The 22,522-nt window shown below is 35.5% G+C and carries 14 protein-coding genes and 2 pseudogenes; 11 read left to right on the forward strand and 5 right to left on the reverse strand.

Annotated elements, in window-relative coordinates:
• Nucleotides 1-3 precede the first annotated feature (3 nt).
• The 11 genes and pseudogenes from ALW18_17550 to ALW18_17600 all read left to right on the forward strand — a co-directional run bounded on the left by ALW18_17550 (nt 4) and on the right by ALW18_17600 (nt 19,171).
• Nucleotides 4-3,495 carry a hypothetical protein gene (locus tag ALW18_17550; GenBank protein ID AOE54152.1) on the forward strand — a complete coding sequence of 1,164 codons (3,492 nt, stop codon included), beginning with the start codon at nt 4-6 and terminating at the stop codon, nt 3,493-3,495.
• Nucleotides 3,496-3,497: 2 nt separating this feature from the next.
• Nucleotides 3,498-6,383: pseudogene (locus ALW18_17555) on the forward strand (hypothetical protein).
• 693 nt (nt 6,384-7,076) lie between these two features.
• Nucleotides 7,077-7,568, forward strand: a complete 492-nt coding sequence (locus tag ALW18_17560) for a hypothetical protein (GenBank protein ID AOE54153.1) — start codon at nt 7,077-7,079, stop codon at nt 7,566-7,568.
• Nucleotides 7,569-7,992: 424 nt separating this feature from the next.
• Complete coding sequence (locus tag ALW18_17565; protein ID AOE54154.1) at nt 7,993-8,499, forward strand: hypothetical protein; 507 nt, start codon at nt 7,993-7,995, stop codon at nt 8,497-8,499.
• A 138-nt stretch (nt 8,500-8,637) separates the two neighbouring features.
• Nucleotides 8,638-10,158: a hypothetical protein gene (locus ALW18_17570; protein AOE54155.1), complete on the forward strand. Its 1,521-nt coding sequence runs from the start codon at nt 8,638-8,640 to the stop codon at nt 10,156-10,158.
• A gap of 6 nt (nt 10,159-10,164) precedes the next feature.
• Nucleotides 10,165-11,805, forward strand: coding sequence for a hypothetical protein (locus ALW18_17575; protein AOE54156.1), 1,641 nt, complete (start codon nt 10,165-10,167; stop codon nt 11,803-11,805).
• Nucleotides 11,806-11,824: 19 nt separating this feature from the next.
• Nucleotides 11,825-13,651, forward strand: coding sequence for a hypothetical protein (locus tag ALW18_17580; protein ID AOE54157.1), 1,827 nt, complete (start codon nt 11,825-11,827; stop codon nt 13,649-13,651).
• On the forward strand, nt 13,626-14,150 hold the full coding sequence (locus ALW18_17585) for a hypothetical protein (protein ID AOE54158.1): 525 nt from the start codon (nt 13,626-13,628) through the stop codon (nt 14,148-14,150). Before ALW18_17580 ends, ALW18_17585 begins: the two co-directional genes overlap by 26 nt.
• A 1,529-nt stretch (nt 14,151-15,679) precedes the next feature.
• Nucleotides 15,680-16,900 carry an alanine dehydrogenase gene (locus ALW18_17590; GenBank protein AOE54159.1) on the forward strand — a complete coding sequence of 407 codons (1,221 nt, stop codon included), beginning with the start codon at nt 15,680-15,682 and terminating at the stop codon, nt 16,898-16,900.
• 302 nt (nt 16,901-17,202) lie between these two features.
• Nucleotides 17,203-18,639, forward strand: coding sequence for an MFS transporter (locus ALW18_17595; protein AOE54160.1), 1,437 nt, complete (start codon nt 17,203-17,205; stop codon nt 18,637-18,639).
• A 112-nt stretch (nt 18,640-18,751) separates the two neighbouring features.
• Nucleotides 18,752-19,171 (forward strand): hypothetical protein, encoded by a 420-nt coding sequence (locus ALW18_17600; GenBank protein AOE54161.1) that lies wholly within the window; start codon nt 18,752-18,754, stop codon nt 19,169-19,171.
• Nucleotides 19,172-19,256: 85 nt separating this feature from the next.
• Here the strand turns inward: ALW18_17600 and ALW18_17605 are convergent, their stop codons facing one another.
• The 5 genes and pseudogenes from ALW18_17605 to ALW18_17625 all read right to left on the reverse strand — a co-directional run bounded on the left by ALW18_17605 (nt 19,257) and on the right by ALW18_17625 (nt 22,522).
• Complete coding sequence (locus ALW18_17605) at nt 19,257-20,594, reverse strand: hypothetical protein (protein ID AOE54472.1); 1,338 nt, start codon at nt 20,592-20,594, stop codon at nt 19,257-19,259.
• A 130-nt stretch (nt 20,595-20,724) separates the two neighbouring features.
• Nucleotides 20,725-21,039: a hypothetical protein gene (locus ALW18_17610; GenBank protein AOE54162.1), complete on the reverse strand. Its 315-nt coding sequence runs from the start codon at nt 21,037-21,039 to the stop codon at nt 20,725-20,727.
• A 4-nt stretch (nt 21,040-21,043) separates the two neighbouring features.
• Nucleotides 21,044-21,469 (reverse strand): hypothetical protein, encoded by a 426-nt coding sequence (locus ALW18_17615; protein AOE54163.1) that lies wholly within the window; start codon nt 21,467-21,469, stop codon nt 21,044-21,046.
• Between the two features lie 132 nt (nt 21,470-21,601).
• Nucleotides 21,602-22,129: pseudogene (locus ALW18_17620) on the reverse strand (hypothetical protein).
• A gap of 96 nt (nt 22,130-22,225) precedes the next feature.
• Nucleotides 22,226-22,522, reverse strand: a complete 297-nt coding sequence (locus tag ALW18_17625) for a transcriptional regulator (protein AOE54164.1) — start codon at nt 22,520-22,522, stop codon at nt 22,226-22,228.

Below are 22,522 nucleotides of genomic sequence, written 5' to 3' on the forward strand. Positions count from 1 at the left end.
AAGGTGAAAAAAATAAGTACAATAATTCTATTGGTTGTCCTGCAAATTACGGTTTATGCTCAAATTAACCCTAATACTTTGCTCCCAGAGGTTTTACCGAAGAATCCACAAGCATTCCAGTTTTCACAATATGGGGATATACCGGTAGGGAAATATACAGGTAGACCCAATGTAACAATTCCTCTATATACCATACCTGCGAAAGGTCTTTCTATTCCACTATCATTGTCGTACATTTCTAATGGTTTAAAAGTTGTAGAGGAGGCCGGATGGACTGGTCTAGGTTGGGTATTAGAAGGTGAAGGAACAATAATTCAAAATGTTCAGGGTAGTGACGACTATGGTTTTTATAAATATCGACAACATCCTGATCTCGACTGTATGCTACAATTCCAAACCGGGTTAAATCCCGAAGTCTTCTGGTTAAATAAAACTCCGATCTATCTAGAGGAGAACAGTAATCTAGCATATATCGGATTTCGAAACTGTGGTTTCACAGATCAGTTTGCAAATGGAATTTTTGATACTACTCCAGATAAATATACATTTTCTTTTTTAGGATATACTGGCGAGTTCGTTCTTGACTGGAAAACCGGAAAATTTGAATGTATAACTAATAAAAATATTAAGATAATTTCTTCCGATGAAAACTCATATACCCTACCGCAAAGCTATGTGATTATCGTACCCGAGGGCCATAGATTTATGTTTTCATTAAAGGAAGAAACCCAAGCTATCGCACACTATTGTACGACTGAAACAAATCCGCTATCTTCTACAGTGGATGTCACTAATTCTTATGAAAAAAGTTCAAGGGTTTATAAACTTACACAAATCGTGACAAATGAGGGCGATATTGTCACATTTGATTACATGCTAACTTCAGTAAGCAAAAATTTACCCGTGATTAGTACGACTTTTACGGATTATCAGCAGTTGGTACCATCTAATCAGTTAGGTTTTCCTCTGACAGATGGGGAAGTAATAACTAGACTAGCGACACAGCAACCTTATTCCTATCTTTCGGCAATAAACTTTACGGGTGGTTCTGTAAAATTTATTACCTCGACGAGAACAGATATCAAAGAGGCAAGGAAATTAGATAAAATTGAAATTCGATCTACAGGGGGTGGGTATGTAAAAAATTTTACATTTAATTATGATTATTTTACTTCTTCAGTCTCAACCACAAACTGGGATAGTTACCTAAATTTTAACTCGTATAGTTCTGGTAAAACAAATTTAGAATTGACCCAACGTTTAAAGCTAATTTCAGTAGGCGAAGATGGTATTAATCCCTATAAATTTAGCTACAATACTCAGTTGCTACCACGAAAGACATCATACGGTGTAGATTTTTGGGGATATTATAATGGTGCGTTAAATAATAAATCGCTAATGCCTAACATTTATAGTTTTAACCTTGAACAAAATAATTTGAGGTATGCTAAATATCAGGATAACAATAAAAGTCCTTCAATTGCTTGTAAAGCAGGAATTCTGGAAAAAATTACTTATCCAACAGGAGGTTATACCACTTTTGACTGGGAGATGAACGTTTTTGATAATGTTGGAATTCCAGATTTCACATACGACGCAGTGAAACGGATTTCGCTATCTACAACTGGCATAAATTTGGCTCAATCTGTCTATCTCGAAGCAGATTATACATTATTTACAGGAGGTGCATCCTTAAGCACCCGGGGATGCACAGATCCACAGGCATATGCGAATTGCTATATCAAAATTCAGATCTTCAAGCCGGAATTGATGGCATACCTGCAAACGTTGGGCGGTCTAAACTCGTATGGATTGAACGGGGTAATGGGAATGAAGGGATTTACTGACGGCACAAACAGCCTCTACAATACATATATAAAAGAAGTAATTTATTTGCGAAAAAATTATAACGATCCCATTGAACAATTTTTAAGCGGTTTGTCCTATAATTTCCCTAAAGGTATAATAGTATTTGAAGTGAGAGGTGGGTGTGGTACATACGATGGAATTAACAATTCAAGTCAGGCGAACCTGAATCTAACTTACAAAGCTATAACTCCTTTACCTCAAATTTCTATAGGAGGAGGGCTCAGGGTCTCATCTATTACATCTTTTAGTAATGGCGGTCAAATTAGTTCAAAAAAGAAATATCAATATGATGGAGGTAAATTAATGTCACCACCGATTTTGCTCAGTAAAAGATCCTATCAGTACCTTTGGCCACAATATCAATCAGGAGGCGGGCATACTGAAAATGGATTTTTGGGTGACAAGTGTGTATTATCTTCAGGCAGTATAGTTTCTCCTGAAACAGCATTGGGGTCATTTGTTGGTTACGATAAAGTGACAGAAACTCAAATAGCTAATGATGATCAGAACGTGTCAAATGGAAGTGTTGAAGAATATTATTACAATGTTCCTGCCAGTTCTACAACAATTGGCGATGGGGCTTATACAAACTTAGCGATTCCGGCTCCAGCAAAATTTCCAAGAAATGGGTCGCTTAAAAATAAAAATTTAAAAAATAAGGCTGGACAAGATATTCTTAAAGAGGCTTATACATATCATGAAATTATAAATGATATAAATTGGAATATGAAAGTTGCCGAACAGGGAAATTATAAAATTTCGTATGGAAGTTCCGTCTATTACAAACCCAATTATTTAATTTGTATATATCCAATCTTTCAGAAGGAATGTCTTTTAAAGAGTATTACAACTGAGGAGATTTTTCCGAATTCCACCACAATTAAAAAAGTGGAAGAAAAATTTTATGACAATTATAACCAACTCAGTAAAAATATCCTGACATATACGGGTGGTGCTGTCGATGAAATTAATTACTTGTATCCATACAGCTATGGATCCGGGGATTCTAATTATTCGATTTTACAACTAATGACGCAAAACAACTCAATTTCCAATGTGATAGAACAAAAAACGTTCAGAAATAATGAACTGCTTGGATCACAGAGATATGACTTCTATAGAAGGTTAAATAGCAATGGGTATCAGTATCCTGACGTTTTTCATAAAAAATCGGTTAAAACTTTTAAGGGAAATCAAACCGTAGGTAAACAGATTAACTTTACCCGATTTGATTCTAAGGGAAATGTTTTAGAACTGGAATTTGAAGGTAAATATACGAGCTATCTATACGGATATAGCTTGACAGTACCGATTGCTGTAATTGATAATATTCAGTATGCAACGATTCCTTCTGATCTTATCTCATCTTTGCAATCTAAAACAGATACAGGAACTGAGTCAGAAGTTCTTAATGCCTTAACATTGCTGCGTACCAGTGTGGTACTTCAAAATGCCCAGATGACTTCGTATGCCTATAAACCGCTAGTAGGAGTAACAGCAGTTATTCAACCTAATGGTGCCAAAACTACTTATCAATTTGACGATAATGGTAGATTAGAATTTATTAAAGATGACAAAGGCAATATAGAGTCTGAATTTAAATATAACTATAAGTTAAATCCTTAATGATGCAAAAGATATTACTTGTACTATTTATGTTTCCATGGCTTGCTATTAGTCAAAGTACAAATCAGAATTATATTAAAACAAGCATTTATAAGCAGCCAACCACTACATCTGATGCATCAAAAGCCAATGCTGGAGTGATCTATTATGATGGACTGGGCAGGCCTATACAAAAAGTTGCCGGAAAAGCTTCAAGCTTGGGTACTGATTTGGTTACACATATCGAATACGATAGTTTTGGTAGGGAGTCGAAGAGTTATTTGCCCTTCCCGAACAATGGTAATCTTCAGTATAATCCAGATGCGCTGTCCAATACCCTGATATTTCACGATATAGCAGGCGAACACGAGACTACCAATTACCCTTATAGTGAGAAGTTCTTTGAAAACTCACCCTTAAACAGGGTTGTAAAACAATCAGCTCCAGGTGACGCGTGGAAGGGCAATGCATCTGATGACCTAGACAATACTATCAAGTTTGCCTATCTAAGCAACACGGCAACAGAGGTGAAAAAATTGAAGGCAGTCTCAACCTGGAATGGTACGACAGGGCTTTTCGATATTTCCTTTGTTTCAGATGATAACTATAGTGCAGGAACATTGTATAAGACTATTACGCAGGATGAAAATAAAAAAGTAGAAATATATCTGGGGTTAACGGCAAGCTTCAAATTAAATACTGTTGAAGAGTTTAAAGATACAGATGGTCGACTTGTTTTAAAAAGAACTTATAATAAGGTAATTAGTGGATTGAGATCTGCTATTGTGCCACTCAATACCTATTACGTTTATGATCAATATGGTAACCTTACCTATGTTTTGCCTCCGCTCGCAAGTGGAGTATTTAGCGATGAACTTTGTTACCAGTACAAATATGATGGACAGAACAGGCTTGTAGAAAAAAAGATTCCGGGAAAGGATTGGGAGTATATTGTGTACGATAAGATGGATAGGGTGGTTGCGAATGGCCCGGCGTATTCTCCCTTTGGAGGAAACTCTACAGGATGGTCAATTACCAAATATGATGCTTTCGGGCGTGTGGCCTACACGGGCTGGCTTACAGCAGCTACGTTTAGCAGTGCCACTCGAAAGGCGATGCAGAATAATACATTCAGTACCGTAACTCGTACAACGTCTTCCCAAACTATTGATAATATCGCGGTTAACTATACTACTAATTTTCCAACAGGCATAACGCTGCTTAGCGTTAATTATTACGATAGCTATGGATTTCCGGGAGGGCCAACAGCTTACCCCTTTGGTAGTATCTCCAATGTAAAGGGACTATTAGTTGGCAACTGGACAAGAGTACTAACTGTTGCAGGGGAATACCTTGGAAATAGCTCTTATACCATTTATGATTATAAAAGCAGGCCTATTAAGACCTATACCAAGAATTACCTGGGAGGGTTTACACAAACGGATAACAGTTATGATTTTGCAGGCAAAACCTTATTTAGTATTACTGCTCACAAGAGGCTTAATACAAGTGTGCAAACTACAGTTCGGGATGATTATTCTTATAATCCCCAAGACCTGCTGTTAAGCCATACGCATAAGATAAATAGTAATCCGTCGGAGCTTATGTCGTTTAACACGTATAGCTATTCAGGAAGTTTAGTAAGCAAAAAAGTAGGAGGCAGTGACATTACAGGAGTGTCTGCTTTGCAATTTATAGACTATACATATAATATCAGGGGCTGGCTAAAAACTATAAATAGTACTGGACGTTTGGCTCAGATAAACGCTCCACAGGATTTATTTGGCTACAATATAAATTATAATGAAGCGATAGGTTCAAACGCTGATGGTAAGGTTAAGCCACTTTTTAATGGTAATATAGCGGAGACTTCCTGGCGTACAACAAGTGATAACATGTTGAGAAGGTATGGTTATACATACGATGATATAAACAGGCTTACAGATGCATGGTATCAGTTACCACTTGCGAGCACGGCCATTCGAAATTCATATAATGAACATCTCACTTACGATAGTAATGGCAATATTACCACCTTAAAAAGAAATGGAGAAAGTGATACCGCAACAACCGTTATCGCAATAGATGACCTTAATTATACGTATGATACCACTAAAAAAGACCGATTACTTAAAGTTATAGATGCTACCAATCACCCAAAAGGTTTTAAAGATAGTGCAGATAATAATGTTGATGATTTTCAATACGACAATTTCGGTAATTTAACAGCTGATAGGAATAAGGGTATAATATCTATTACTTATAATCATCTAAATCTTCCTACACAGATCAACTTTAGTGGTGGGCAGGAGATTAAATACTTTTACACTGCGTCTGGAGAAAAAGTAAAGAAAGTAGTTAATGATGGAGCTACAACTACAGAGTACTTATCCGGGTTTCAATATACAAACGGTACACTTGATTTCTTCCCAACAGCAGAGGGTTATGTAAAGGCAAGTGTAAATCCTGATACAGGAAGCATGATTTATAACTATATTTACAATTACGTAGATCATTTGGGCAATGTACGTGTGAGTTACATGAAAGATCCGGCAGATGGTATATTAAAAATAGTTGATGAGAATCATTATTATCCATTTGGATTAAAACATAACGGGTATTCCTCTTCTTTGCAATTTCTCGAGGCGCAGACTAGACCTCCTTATGTTGTTTTGACCCCTGTGACAAATGAAGCCCAGGCAACATATAAGTATAAGTACAACGGCAAGGAGCTGCAAGACGAGCTGGGGCTTAACATGTACGACTATGGTGCAAGGAATTATGATCCTGCAATTGGTAGGTGGTTTAATGTTGATGCATTAGCGGAAACAGCTTATGACGAATCTACATACCATTATACACATAATAACCCAATTATATATACTGACCCCACTGGACTAATAGGAGAACATTGGGCGACCAAGTATGTTGATGGAACAGGTAAGACAATTTTGGATACTAATGATGGTAGTGATGATATAGTGACTATCCCTAATAATAAATTGACTGATTTTATATTTTATGCTGAATCCTACAAAAATGCTAGAATGAAGAGTGTTTATGATAGTGAGGACTGGAATAACAATATGAAAGCTACATTGTTGGGGTTTGAAACTATTGATGAAATGAATGGACTTTTAGATGGCTTCTCAACCCAATGGTCAAGACAAAAGGCAATTAACTATATTCAAAACCCTACTACCGCTAACGGCGTTGCCATGGCATACGCTGAAGCTTTAAGTCAATGGACAGACCCTCAAAAAGTACTTGCTGCGGCTTCAGTAATGGCAGCGATGAGGCCTAGGATAGATGCTGATGGAATAATCTATTTAAGAACTGACAGAACGGGTGGATTAAAACCTTATGCAGGACAAGCAAAAGATGAAGCTAATTATTTATTAAGACAAAAGACACATATTCGTAATCATCCCGATGCCGATTTTGAATTTAGTATCATCGATAGAGGTAACGTGGCGGGACAACATCCAACAAGTTTATCAATAAAAGAGCAGAAGGCATTAGATAATTTAGGGGGACCGACAAATAAATCAAATCCAACAGGAGGGGCATCTAATAAAAAAAATGTAATTAAAAAGCAATAAATGGAATATAAAAAAGGTGATATTTTTGAATTTAGTATTAATCAGAGTACTAAATCTTATGGTCAAATAATTGACACCGCAAAAAAAAGCACTATAACCATAATAGTTTTTGAAGGTTTGTATAGTTCACGACCTGAAATTAAAGAATTGTTAAATGACAACATTTTATTTTTCGGCAATACATTTGATGGAAAATTGTTTAATAAACATTGGATAGTATTTGATAATTTTATCGATAATATAAAAAATGTTAAATTGCCCTATTATAAAATTGGACTTGAGGATTTATACGTAGAGGATTTTTTCGAAAATAAATTAAGAAAAATAAATAAAAATGAAGAAGATGTTCTGTTATACAAGAGTTATATTGCTCCTGTTAGATTTGAATTAGCCTTAAAAGCATATTATAAAATATTAACATGGGATAATGATTATGATAAGTTATTATATTCAAATGTATTAAAGAGTAATGAAATAATTGAACATAGATAATTATTTAAATATTATTGAAGAATGCATAAGAACAGTTCAAAGATTTTAATTTATAGTCATACAACAGAAAATAAACTAATAGTCAAATTTAAAGGATGGGCAGCAATGTTCATCCTTTGTCTTTTATAACCTTTCATATCCAGTGCACTACCGCCCAGCAATAACCAGTAAGGCAACAATAATCTGCACTATGGCACCTACCAGTCTTAAGTTATAGGTGCATGTCGTTTATTGTGGTTCATTACGCCAGTCATAAACTTGCTGGCTAAAATATCGTATTTGAATTGGGTAGATGGGCTGCTGTCTGTTAGGAAGCCGTTAAAGTAGGGATTGTTATTTTTCATAATTGATTATAGTTTACCTTGAAGATAAATAATACAGTTATCCTTTGCCAGCTTCATTGCTAAAGGAATAATACATCTGATTGGGCGAGAAAGACGGTAGCGAACACTCTGCCATATGTATCATTAATCAGACTTTGAGTGAACTCGATGCTTTGGAAAGTTCAAGTCAATTATATAATTTAATTGAAAAATCCTCAGATGTTGGATCAGGAGCGTCTGGAAATGTCCAATATTCTAATGGTAAAGTTAATGTAAATATTGCGGGTAGTTTTAGTATGGGTTTGTTTGGACGTGAACTAAAACATGCCTATCAATTTGAAAGTGGAAGTCTATCATTCAATTTGTCGAATGGAAATGGAGGGGTGTTATATGATTTGCAGGATGAAGTAGAAGCCTATAATAGGGGCAGCTTTTTCGGAGAAGCTAGACAGAACCTAGCTAACATAAAAGTATTATATCCCGGTATTCAGGATCGAACTACACAGCGAACCTTGGATACCCCTACCACTCCGGGCAAACCACATACTTATAGGAATTCTTTTGAATTTTTCGACAAAAGCGGCAGTGCAATGCGTCAAATTATATAAAAAATTAAAATATGAAAAAGTGTTTTTTCCTAATATTGCCAACATTATTGGCTTGTAGTAGCTACAAAATTAAAGAAAATCGACTAGAAGGTTTATACGAAACGAGATCTCCGAAATTTTATGGTAAAATTGAACTGAGTGAAGAATTCTCGTTTACGTATAAAAGATAAACTTGGTTTAAGAATTAAATCTATTGCAGATTTTTCCCAAAGTGGTTCGCTTGGCAATTATAAGAGATATTACTATAATAGCTACTTGAATCGTTTAAACAGTATAGATTCTCAACTAAATTATAAAATTCCACAATATGTTTCTGATGAAGTAGAAGAAATTCCATGTTCTATTGGAACTGTGGGAGGGGCACCATGCGATCCGACAATTGCTAGGGATAAAGTTATTTCCTCAAGTAGTTTAAATTCTATTTATGCTCCAGGTGGTTCTAAATATCAGTATGTAACAATTAGTTATGGAGGTGATAATTTTGAAAATGGCGGAAAGGAAATTACATTTTCAGTTGCTGAGGATAGTAAAATTATAGAAGTTTTTGGTCCTGGTTCTCCAACATTTTTTTGGAATATGCTCGAGTTCGGAAAATATAGTAATACAGGCTTAACAAATGGAACCATATTAGAAGAAAATTACTTTAAGGTCGCTAGTAATAATTATGCAATCCTGCAAAAAAAACAATACAATTATAAGGAAATCCCGGAAAAATCTGGGTACTTGACGAATTGCTTTATTTCAAAGCTATTTAAAAGAAATGCTTGCCCCAGTGAGTCGAATAGTGGTGATAACGCTTTGGAAATTGGTGAAAGAAATGGACAAAGGTTTTATATGAACTACAACATTCGTAACTACTATTTTGGTGTTTATTATACATATTATAAATGGTATAATTTAGATAAAGTTACTACTACCGATTATTTTGCCGCTGGAAATATTGTAACGAGTGAAGAACTATTTTATGACAGCAAATTAGCTGGTCTGCCATCCCGAAAAGAGGTGGCCGGCACCAATGGGATAACATCTACCAAATATTACTACCCCCACGACCTGCCTACAGAATTTTTAATGCAGGATCTTATCCAGGCCAATAGGTATGAGCAGATTAGGACGGAGAGTTTTGTAAATAACGTCAAGACCTTCGAGACAAAGACGGCTTATGCAAAGGATGCCACAACCGGCAATATCGCCAGGCCAAAGTTTGAGTATGCTGCTAAGTTTCCAAACAGTAATCCAAATTTGTTTACTATCGGTCAGTTGGAAAAACGGGCAACTTACGACCTTTATGACCCTAAGGGCAATATCTTACAGTTTACCCAGGAGGGAGGCATTAGTACCTCGGTAATTTATGGCTATAACAGAATGCATCCTCTTGCGATTATCAAAAATGCTACATTCTCCGAGGTTCTCTCTGCTTTGGGAACCACGGAAGCTTCCCTGCAAACTTTGATAGTTGCTCCATCCACAATCAGGACCGTACTGCCTAGTTCGTTAATTACTACCTATAACTATAAACCGCTTATTGGGGTAAGTATGATTACAGATGAAAAGGGGATTAAGACCTACTATAATTATGATACTGATGGTCGTTTAAAGGACGTTCGGGATAACCAGAACTATATACTTTCGGAGAACGATTATAAAATAAAGAATTAAGGGCAAATGAGAAATATAATATTACTCCTTCTGTTTCCGTTTTTAGCTATAGGCCAGAGCACGACACAGAATTATATAAAAACAAGCATTTATAAGCAGCCAACCACTACATCTGATGCATCAAAAGCCAATGCTGGAGTGATCTATTATGATGGACTGGGCAGGCCTATACAAAAAGTTGCCGGAAAAGCTTCAAGCTTGGGTACTGATTTGGTTACACATATCGAATACGATAGTTTTGGCAGGGAGTCGAAGAGTTATTTGCCCTTCCCGAACAATGGTAATCTTCAGTATAATCCAGATGCGCTGTCCAACACCTTGGTGTTTCACGGTTTAGCAGGCGAACACGAGACTACCAATTACCCTTATAGTGAGAAGTTCTTTGAAAACTCACCCTTAAACAGGGTTGTAAAACAATCAGCTCCAGGTGACGCGTGGAAGGGCAATGCATCTGATGACCTTGACAATACTATCAAGTTTGCCTATCTAAGCAACACGGCAACAGAGGTGAAAAAATTGAAGGCAGTCTCAACGTGGAATGTTACGACAGGGCTTTTCGATATTTCCTTTGTTTCGGATGGCAATTATAGTGCAGGAACATTGTATAAGACTATTACGCAGGATGAAAATAAAAAAGCGACAATTTATCTGGGAATATTAAATAATTTCAAAACTAATACAGTCGAAGAGTTTAAAGATACTGATGGGCGCCTCCTGTTGAAAAGAACTTTTGTTACTCTTGTTAATGGATGGGTGACGTCTGTTCAAACTATAAACACCTATTATGTTTATGATCAATATGGCAACCTCACTTACGTACTACCTCCAATAGCAAGTGGAGTATTTAGCGATGAACTTTGTTACCAGTACAAATATGATGGACAGAACAGGCTTGTAGAAAAAAAGATTCCGGGAAAGGATTGGGAGTATATTGTGTACGATAAAATGGATAGGGTGGTTGCGAATGGCCCGGCGTATTCTCCCTTTGGAGGAAACTCTACAGGATGGTCAATTACCAAATATGATGCTTTCGGGCGTGTGGCCTACACGGGCTGGCTTACAGCAGCTACGTTTAGCAGTGCCACTCGAAAGGCGATGCAGAATAATACATTCAGTACCGTAACTCGTACAACGTCTTCCCAAACTATTGATAATATCGCGGTTAACTATACTACTAATTTTCCAACAGGCATAACGCTGCTTAGCGTTAATTATTACGATAGCTATGGATTTCCGGGAGGGCCAACAGCTTACCCCTTTGGTAGTATCTCCAATGTAAAGGGACTATTAGTTGGCAACTGGACAAGAGTACTAACTGTTGCAGGGGAATACCTTGGAAATAGCTCTTATACCATTTATGATTATAAAAGCAGGCCTATTAAGACCTATACCAAGAATTACCTGGGAGGGTTTACACAAACGGATAACAGTTATGATTTTGCAGGCAAAACCTTATTTAGTATTACTGCTCACAAGAGGCTTAATACAAGTGTGCAAACTACAGTTCGGGATGATTATTCTTATAATCCCCAAGACCTGTTGTTAAGCCATACACATAAGATAAATAGTAATCCGTCGGAGCTTATGTCGTTTAACACGTATAGCTATTCAGGAAGTTTAGTAAGCAAAAAAAGTAGGAGGCAGTGACATTACAGGAGTGTCCGCGTTGCAATTTATAGACTATACTTATAATATCAGGGGCTGGCTAAAAACTATAAATAGTACTGGACGTTTGGCTCAGATAAACGCTCCACAGGATTTATTTGGCTACAATATAAATTATAATGAAGCGATAGGTTCAAACGCTGATGGTAAAATTAAGCCACTTTTTAATGGTAATATAGCGGAGACTTCCTGGCGTACAACAAGTGATAACATGTTGAGAAGGTATGGCTATACATACGATGATATAAACAGGCTTACAGATGCATGGTATCAGTTACCACTTGCGAGCACGGCCATTCGAAATTCATATAATGAACATCTAACTTACGATAGTAACGGCAATATTACCACCTTAAAAAGAAATGGAGAAAGTGATACTGCAACAACCGTTATCGCAATAGATGACCTTAATTATACTTATGATACCACTAAAAAAGACCGATTACTTAAAGTTGTAGATGCTACCAATCACCCAAAAGGTTTTAAAGATAGTGCAGATAATAATGTTGATGATTTTCAATACGACAATTTCGGTAATTTAACAGCTGATAGGAATAAGGGTATAACATCTATTACTTATAATCATCTAAACCTTCCCACAAGAATTAGCTTCAGTGGCGGACAGCAAATAACATATATTTACACTGCGTCTGGAGAAAAAGTAAAGAAAGTAGTTAATAATGTAGCTACAACAGAATACTTGTCTGGATTTCAATATACAAATGGTACACTTGACTTTTTTCCAACAGCAGAGGGTTATGTAAAGGCAAGTGTAAATCCTGATACAGGAAGTATGATTTATAACTATATTTACAATTACGTAGATCATTTGGGCAATGTACGTGTAAGTTACATGAAAGATCCGGCAGATGTTATATTAAAAATAGTTGATGAGAATCATTATTATCCATTTGGATTAAAACATAACGGGTATTCCTCTTCTTTGCAATTTCTCGAGGCGCAGACTAGACCTCCTTATGTTGTTTTGACCCCTGTGACAAATGAATCCCAGGCAACATATAAGTATAAGTACAACGGCAAGGAGCTGCAAGATGAACTAGGGCTTGGGATTTACGACTATGGAGCGCGCAATTATGACCCTGCAATTGGAAGATGGATGAATATTGATCCACTAGCGGAAACTTCAAGGAGATTTAGTTCTTACACCTATTGTTATAACAATCCTTTAAGATTTATAGACCCTGATGGGATGCAAGGTGAGGATACATTTAAATTAGATAAGGTAGGAAATATCACAAAAATTGATGAAAAGAAATATTACGATAGTAAAGGGGTCGAAGTTGATAAGTTAGTTGCAGGTGACCCAACTTATGATAAAGACGGCAATTTGGAAAATAAAAATATTGACGTAAAAGATGGAGTTCTAGATAATCAGAAGTCTTTTACTACTACTGATGATAAAGGGAATGCTGTTAATGGCAATTCTTTAGATTTTGGTAATAATTACGGAAGTGCAAAGAAAACATTTGAATTTATAGCTAACAATAGTGATGTTGAATTTACGTTTTTAAATATTTCTAATCCAGATAATATTTCAGTTAATAAAAATTTAATTTTTACTTCGCATCAAAAGGACAAAGAATATTTTGGTGGACAAGCGGCATTGAGATATGCAGGTCCAGGCTTACTTAAAGAACATAATCATAACCATCCTCTATGGAGTGCGGGGTTACCTTCAACATCAGATTTAAAGATAAAATCTAGAATGACAGATGCAACAAATACATATAAGAATAACAATCCGAGTAAAAAGGTAAATGAAACAAAATTCAATATTTATTATGGAGGAAATTATTATAATTATTAGGCGACTATTAGTGTTATTAATTTTAACATCATCGATTTCTTGTAAATCCCAAGTTCAAGATAATGTTGAAAATAAATATTCTCTGACAGTAAACGAAGTACAATTAGATAAAAATATTTTAGAACTATTAAAAAGTACAAAAGTTAATTTTAACAATAAATTTAAAAAACAACCACAAGTAATTGTTTTGGAATTTTATAATACAGACGATATGTTGATAATGACAGTTGAAAATCGTTCATCATTATATTCAGATAGGGAAGAGCTTTTAATTTTAGATGATAATTTCATTGGAGGTGCTATTTTGGATAGTTCACTTGTATTAATAAAGAATACAAAAGCTTTTGATATAAGCTTTATAAGTATAAAATCAAACAAGGTTAAATTTAATTTAAAATATAATAACAATACGGACTTTTGGAAAGGCAAATATAGAATTAGTAAAAAGGATATTACACTAATTGATGAATATTGGTCATATGAAATATTTACTGATTAGATAATCCTGGTTGTGATGTTAAGATTGATTTTGATAATACAGATGGTTTTTTAGATAATACTCCATACAAATTGTTTGGAAAAACGATGATAATTGGGTTGGATATAGCATAGAATATTTAAAGGCTCAGGAGGCCTATTAACGCTTAATTTAATTATTTCTATTTTCAAAGAATTAATAGTAAATAAAAGAATTGATGATTCAGAAATATTTTCTAAACTATAATAAACAGTTCCACTAATTTATTGAGGATGAACAGCAATGTTCATCCTTTTTCTTTATAACTGTTTCCAAATCCAATGTAATAGCGTTCCAACAATAACCAGTAAGGCAACAATAAGTTGCAACACGGCACCAACCAGTCCTGAGTAGTTATTTATTGATGTAGATGCATTTCGTTTATTATGATTAGAGATACTATATCATATTGAGATTGTTGATGGGTTGTTGTCTATTGGGAAGCCGTGTGTTATTCTAATTTCAAAATATATTTTCTAATTTTAAAGTGTAAACGACAACATAGATCGAAAATAGGAAAGTTAATTTTTGTCAAGTGCGGAAAACCGCAGGTCTATAATATTGCTTTATTTGCTTTTTATTAGTTGATTAATGATAAAATCTTTTATAAGACTTTATAAAGAGTAACTAAATGTGGAAATTTAGCAAGAATGAATACCATTATAAGTATAATCTAAATAGTAATAATTTAGTATATTTGTAATAATTATACCGTTCTTTAAATCAATTAGTTAAGCAAGTCGAGTTTGTGGCCAAATCGTGGCACAATCAATCCTTATTTATATGAATGCCAGCATTTATGCTGGTTTTAAAGGTGAAGTTCGACTCCCATCTTCGTCAATTATCTTGCATATAAAACACAAAAACCTACTTAACAAAAATTAAGTAGGTTTTTTCTTTTAGTGGAATCGCCGGGAATCGAACCCGGGTCCAAACAGGGAAGCAAAGAGCTTTCTACACGTTTATTTTCCGATTGGGTTTTCGATAGTGCGCAAGGCCGGAAACTGCCACACACTACTTAGCTTCTGTTTTCTCAGGGCTTCCGCGAAGCGAAAAAACCCCCAGGTTTACTTTTACGGTTCTCCTATACGAAACGCCATAAACCAAGGCTTTTCAGGAGAATCCTGCCTCCCTGCCTTGCAGGGACGAGGCTAATCTTACTTTAATTTAGATTAAGCAGCTAGAGCGTAGTTATTTTCGCCGTTTATAAGTTCGAGGTCAATTTATTAACGAGAACTAACCTCTGTTCTCGACGTGCTTACTGTTCATTTCGGCCTGCTGTCAAAACCAGTCGACCCCATTTAAGTAATTCGATTTAGTATTTCAAAAACAGTACCAAATCGGTATTGCAAATATAATGATTAATTTTCTAAGTTTTTAATTAGTGAACGAATGAATTACTTGTTATATTTGGTGATTATTTGTGAGTTCGTGTTATATTACTGGTATTACATCGTTGTAGTTATATGTAAACTAACATAAACCGTGTTAATTTTGATTTTTTGATTGCTATGAAATTTGGGATAATTACTGAGAGAAAAATACCGGCAGATAAAAGAGTTGTCTTTTCGCCGGAAAAACTGGCTGAACTGAAGAATTTGTATGCAGATGCAGAAATAAAAGTTGAAGCATCTGATGTGCGTGTATTTACAAATGAAGAATATAGAGCAAAGGGATTTGAAGTAAGTTATGATCTTTCTGACTGCGATGTTCTTATTGGCGTAAAGGAAGTTCCTGTAGATAACCTTATACCCGGAAAGAAATATATATTCTTTTCGCACACTATAAAAAAACAGCCGCATAATAAAAAAATGCTGCAGGCAGTTATAGATAAGGAAATAAATCTATATGACCATGAAACATTTGTAGATGAGCATGGCAGGCGACTTATAGGCTTTGGCAGATATGCCGGAAATGTGGGCGCTTATAATTGTTTCAGAGCTTTTGGTAACAAGTTTGAATTGTATAATTTGCCACTAGCAGAATCTCTTAAAGATAAAGACGCTCTGATTTCAAGACTAAAAAAAATGGTGTTGCCTCCTGTGAAAATAGTGTTAACAGGTAAGGGTAAAGTTGGTATGGGTGCAAAAGAAATGCTTGATGCCATGAAAGTTAAAGAGGTATCTGTAGAAAATTATCTTTCTAAAACATATACAGAGCCCGTTTATGTTCAGATAGACGTTGAGCATTATAATAAAAGAGAAGACGGGAAATCCTTTGATAAAGATTCGTTCTTTAAAAATCCGAAAAATCACGTTTCAGATTTTGAACGTTTTGCAAAAGCTTCAGATATATTTATTGCAGGTCATTTTTACGGAAATGGTGCCCCGGTAATTCTATCTTCGGAAATGCTTAAAAATCCTGAAAACAGAATTAAAATTGTTGCTGATATATCGTGTGATGTTAATGGCCCAATAGCGTGTACATTGCGTTCGTCTACCATTGCCAGCCCTTTTTATGGCTATCACCCTTATGAGGAAAAAGAAGTAGATGTACATCATCCTTCTGCAATTGTAGTTATGGCTGTCGATAATTTACCATGTGAACTACCTAAAGATGCAAGTGAAGGTTTCGGAGATATGTTCCTGGAAAACATTATTCCAGCATTTTTTAATGACGATAAAGATGGTATACTGTCGCGATCACAGATAACAGATCGTGGTAAGCTAACCGAACGATTTAAATATCTTAATGACTATATAAAAGAGAAAGAAAATGTGCCCCACTTGTAGGGGCATTTTTTATGGATTACTATTAAATTTATTTGAATCTCATTATATAGGATAAACGAATTATAATCTGATAAACAGATAGTAGAAAATCGATATTTTTTTAGCAGATTTATTTGTTGGCTTGATGGTTTATATATGTATATTTAGCAAATTTTATTTTGAAAAACGTACAACTAAAACGTTTTACTAATGGCTTTTTTATTTTTCTTTAAATTAGGAAAAATGATAAATTCAGTATTATTTTAGCGGTCACATTTGCAATAACTAATATCATATAACATTTCATTAACCAAACAAACATTATGAGTTCTGAAAATACGCAAACAAAATGGGGCCAATTTATTCCGTTGGTAACTGTTTTCTTTTTTTGGGGGTTCGTTGCCGCCAGTAATGATATCCTTATTCCTGTATTCCAAAAGGCATTCGACCTAAAGAACTGGCAAAGCCAGTTAGTATCTTTTGCATTTTATATCGCTTATACAGTAGGCTCGTTGATTTACATTGGTATATCTGCAGCTATGAAAAAAGATATTGTCAGTCACCTAGGCTATAAAAATTCATTAGCTTTAGGCCTTACTATTTCTGCGCTTGGTACATTGTTATTTTATCCCGCGGCCAATTTAAGTTCTTTCCCGTTAATGCTTTCAGGTCTATTTATTGTAGCTCTTGGCTTTTCGCTACAACAAACGGTAGCAAATCCTTTGGCAATTGCACTTGGGCCTATTAAAACAGGTTCTCAGCGTTTAACGCTAGCAGGAGGTATTAATAATTTTGGTACTACTATCGGGCCGCTTATTGTGAGTTTTGCAATTTTTGGTTCTGTTGCAGATGCTAACACTAATGTGAGTGTTGAAAGTGTAAAAATTCCATACCTTGTTCTTGGTGTTGCTTTTATCGCAGTGGCCATATTATTAAAATTCTCGTCGCTGCCTAACCATCCGCCACTGGAAGAAAGTGTTGTGGAAGAAGTTGTTGGCGCTAAAACATCTGCTTTGCAATACCCTCAGCTATTAATGGGTATGCTGGCTATATTTCTTTATGTAGGTGTTGAAGTTTCTACTGCAAGTAACCTGCCTGCTTATCTTGAAAAGGATTTAGGTTTTCTTACGCATAATATTGCGCCTTATGTTTCTTTATATTGGGCAAGTATGATGATAGGCCGTTGGAGTGGAGCTGTTGAAGCGTTTACAGATAATAAGTCGATGCAGACATTATTTAAATTTATAGCGCCTTATCTTGCGTTTGGTGTATTCTTAGGAGTGAATGCTTTTATGGGACACGACCTGGCACCATTTTACGTATATGGATTAATAATAATTGTATTGATTCTTGCCGACCTTGCCAGTAAAGGTAACCCTGCAAGAATGTTGCTGCTATTTTCGGCTCTTGGTATTATTGCGATTATTACCGGTATGCTAACAAACGGAATGGTAAGCGTTTATGCGTTTACTAGTGTTGGATTATTTTGTAGTACACTATGGCCATGTATCTTTACACTTGCTGTAAGCGGTCTCGGTAAAAAGACAACTCAGGGAAGTAACTTCCTTGTAATGATGATTATGGGGGGAGGACTTGTAAGTCTTTTACAAGGTGCAGTCGCCGATGCTACAACCATTAAAACAAGTTATATTGTAGGCGTTATATGTTTTGCATACCTTGCTTTTTATGCATGGAGAGTAAAAGGTATATTAAGAAGCCAGGGTATTGACTTTGATAAAAAAATAAGCGGAGGACATTAACATATGTCGATCTAAATATCACAAACGGCTACATTTTGTAGCCGTTTTTTTTATATTTCCTAACATTCTTGTATGCGAAAAGACTTATATTTGAGTAAAATAAAAATGTATTATGAAGAATAAAGTTTTAGCATTGTCACTTTTAGTGGCTGCCTTATCATTTGGATCATGTAATAACAAAAAAGAAACAGTTGAAGAAACTACGGCTACAGAAGTTGTTGATACGACTACAGCTCCTGTAAATGAAACTGCTGCCGATACTACCGCTGTACCAGTTACAACACAGGAGAACAAAGATGGCGATAGTATTGAAGTTACCGGTGTGGTTACAGAAATTAACCAGGGTAAAGATGGCTATACTGCTAAACTAAAAACAGCAGATAACAAATCATATGCTGCAACTATCAGTATTCCCAACCTGGATAACCCTAAACAATACAGAGCTGTAAAAGTAGGCGATAAGATCACTGTAAAAGGCATTGTAACTAATCTGGAGTCGGATGTGCTTATTCGTGTAAAAGAACTTAAATAGTTGTAATTAATATATAAGCGTTGAAACCCTGTCCGGTCCGGACAGGGTTTCTTTTTTGAATGGAATGTAGGGTTGATTGGTTGGATTATTTCCATTCTATTTTTCTGGAGAAATACATTACGGCTCCTAATATGGCAAAAAGACCGATGCTTCCTACAAGCAATGCATAGTTTTCAAGCTGTATTATTACATAGATAAAACTGTATAATGCGCTCAATGCAATAGCTATAAATGTCGGGAATTTAATGTTTTTTAATATTGATACCGAATAAAGGGATATCATCACTACAACCGATAGCCCGGCAATAATATACGCCAGCCTAAAGCTGCTGTGTTCTGTAATCGATATTAATAACGTATAGAACATTACTAACGCAAGGCCAATCATACCATACTGGAAAATGTGAATACTTATTTTGCTTACTGTCTGGATTAGGAAGAACACAAGAAAGGTAAGCCCGATTACAAGAAAACCATATTTGGCAGCACGTTCATTTTGCTGGTACTGATCTACCGGAATGAGGAATTTTACATCAAAAGTATAGGGCTGTAATGATGGTATAGATCCGAAATGCTGTTGTCCGAAAGCTCTGTTAAGGTGCGATACTTTCCAGTCGGCGGTAAATCCTTCTTTAGTTATGTTGCTGCTTTCCGGTAGAAAGTTACCGTCAAAACTTGGCGAAGGCCAGTTCGATTTCATTTTCGCAGTAGTCATTTTACCGATAGGAACAATTTTAATCTGCTCGCTGCCTTTATAGTTTATCTTAAGATCAAAACCGGCATTGTTTGCAATAAAAAGATCTTTTACATTGAAAAGTGGCGTCTCCAGGGAAGATACCGAATCTTTATCGCTTTCTTCCACAGCCGGCTCAAAAGCATATTTCTTTCCGCCTATAGTAATAGTGACCGAACCGGTAATGCTTTTTATGTTGTTTGTTTTTACTACAATACTGGCTTTATCCCACTGGATATTTCCATCGGCAATAGAATGTTTACTGAAATCTGGCAACGGATAATTACCATTAAATGCCATTGCAGAAGTATAAACAACCGACTGGTAATTACTTCTGTTTTTTTGCTGGGTATCTACATTTATATCAGCATTTAATTTGTCCGGAAAAAAATAGGCAAATTTTGTTTCGGCAGATTGTTGCACAATTACTTTACGTGTTGCACTGTCAACAGTCTTAACTTCAGAATAGGAGGTGTAGGGCACTTTTAATATCGGGCCATACATATACACGTTTTCTCCCCATTTGTAGTTTATCTCGCTGATGACTTCTTTTTGGCGTTCGGCTCTTTCAAAAATAAGGCTTTTAACGTACTGAAGCGGTATAAGCAATACCAGTGTTAGTAAGCCGACCATTAGTATTTTTGCGGTACTCGACTGGAAAAAGCCCGGGTTGTTATCCGGCTGATTGATGGGGCTTGTGTGAAGGTTGTGATTTGTTTCCATAATTGTATTTGGTTTTAGTTTTATAAAATGATTTGTTTAGTCAAATAAGTACTATCCGAAAGGCTAACTTGTTGCAATGGATAAGTGGTTTCCATAATTAAAATATCAATGAGAAAATGTAATAGTAAAGCAGTGCGATCGGAATATTGAGAAGCATTACAGACGCTCTTAGGAGTAACCGTTTTTGGTATTTTTTCTCAATGAAAGAGAATAGTATAAAAACTGCTAATGCTAAAACATTAAGTACAATTGCCAGTTGTAGGTAGTAATATCCAATTAGCGCCACACCAATATGTTGAAAAACTATATATAACAATAATAGGGATGTGCCCAAAATGAGGCTTACTTTAAATATCTGAACAGGTAATGATAGCAACCATTGTATCTGTACAGGGAGAGATTCTTTCTCCATAATGTTATCGTATTAAAAATGTGTCTTTTATTCTTTGCAGCGGTAAGTGAAGCATCCTAAAATGATCCAGGTCATAGAAGCGTAGTGCATGTTTACCATCAAGATATTTGCTGTAGAAATATTTTATATGCTGAGGGTACAATAGCGTACCTGTGCACACAATAAAAAGCGTTTTTAAAGCCAGGTCGCCGTTGCCAAACAGATAGCAGTACATAGCAATTTCTTCTTTGTTAGATGTTTCTTTTGTGATGAGTACACGATGAATATCGGTTAGTTCCGGCTGCGGGTCTGCCTCATAACTATTCCTGAATAGAAAACTCCCCAGATGAAAACCTAAGGTATCTTTTGGATAACTGATTAATTCATCCATTGTAATCTTTGCTTTTTTGCCATTAATAAATGTGCTAATGATGTTGCTGATGTTTTTCATTTACGATTGATTTTTACTTTGAAATTCAAAGTGTATTTATAAATTTTTTTTAGTTCTGGGAGTATGGTATAAGTTGAATAAAAGGAACATTAAAGTACCAAAGCCGAGTGTTATGCCCCAGGCGGGTTTGCAGGTTTCAGAACTTGTAAGGCTACAAAGTATATCTATAGTAAGGGTATACGGTTTTTGGAGGATGTCCCAACTGTTATACCTAAGAAAACGGCCTATATACATGCCGAATCCGCAGAGCAGGCATACAGCACCCATAATAATCCAAGTGGTAGCGTTGCTAAACCGTTTGGCAAAAATTTTAAACATGTCTTTCATAGAGGCCACCCCAAACAGCATACCTGTAATAGAGAAAGAGGCTATAAGTAAAACATCAAACCAAAATGGAATGGGTGTTTCTCTTCTAAGATGTACAAAATCGGTTATTATGTAGGGAGCGTTTGGCAGCAACAATAGCCAACATACCAGAGCAGGGTAAAAGTAATACCACTTGTTCTGAAGGATCTTCTTATTTTTTATAATACCTGTAAAGACAAGTGGGGTATAGGCTAAAAACAAGTTCCATATAAGGAAAAAGTAAAATATAGATTGTGTAAGTTTAGCTCTTACCAATAATAGTGCTAAGCAAAAAGCTGTTAATGCAAACAACATACAATGCCTGCCTAATGTTTTAATAATGATATTGTTATTCATAATTTATTTTGTAAAGTACTTTGTATTTCAAAGTATATGGATAAAAAAATAGGTTTAACTTTTCTGTATTAATTTTTCAAGCGCATCAATATGATCTTTAAAGGCTTTACGGCCCTCTTTAGTAACCATATAACGGGTATTTGGCTTTTTGCCTATAAATTGCTTTTCGATCATAATATAGTGTTCAGCTTCAAGGGCTTTGGCATGGCTTGCCAAATTGCCATCAGTTACTCCCAGCAGTTCTTTAAGGGTGTTAAAATCGGCATATTCATTAACCATAAGAATCGACATGATACCCAGGCGTATGCGATGGTCAAAAGCTTTGTTTATATGTTGTAATATGTTTTTCAA

It is taken from the genome of Flavobacterium psychrophilum (assembly GCA_001708385.1).
Taxonomy (GTDB): Bacteria; Bacteroidota; Bacteroidia; order Flavobacteriales; family Flavobacteriaceae; genus Flavobacterium; species Flavobacterium psychrophilum_A.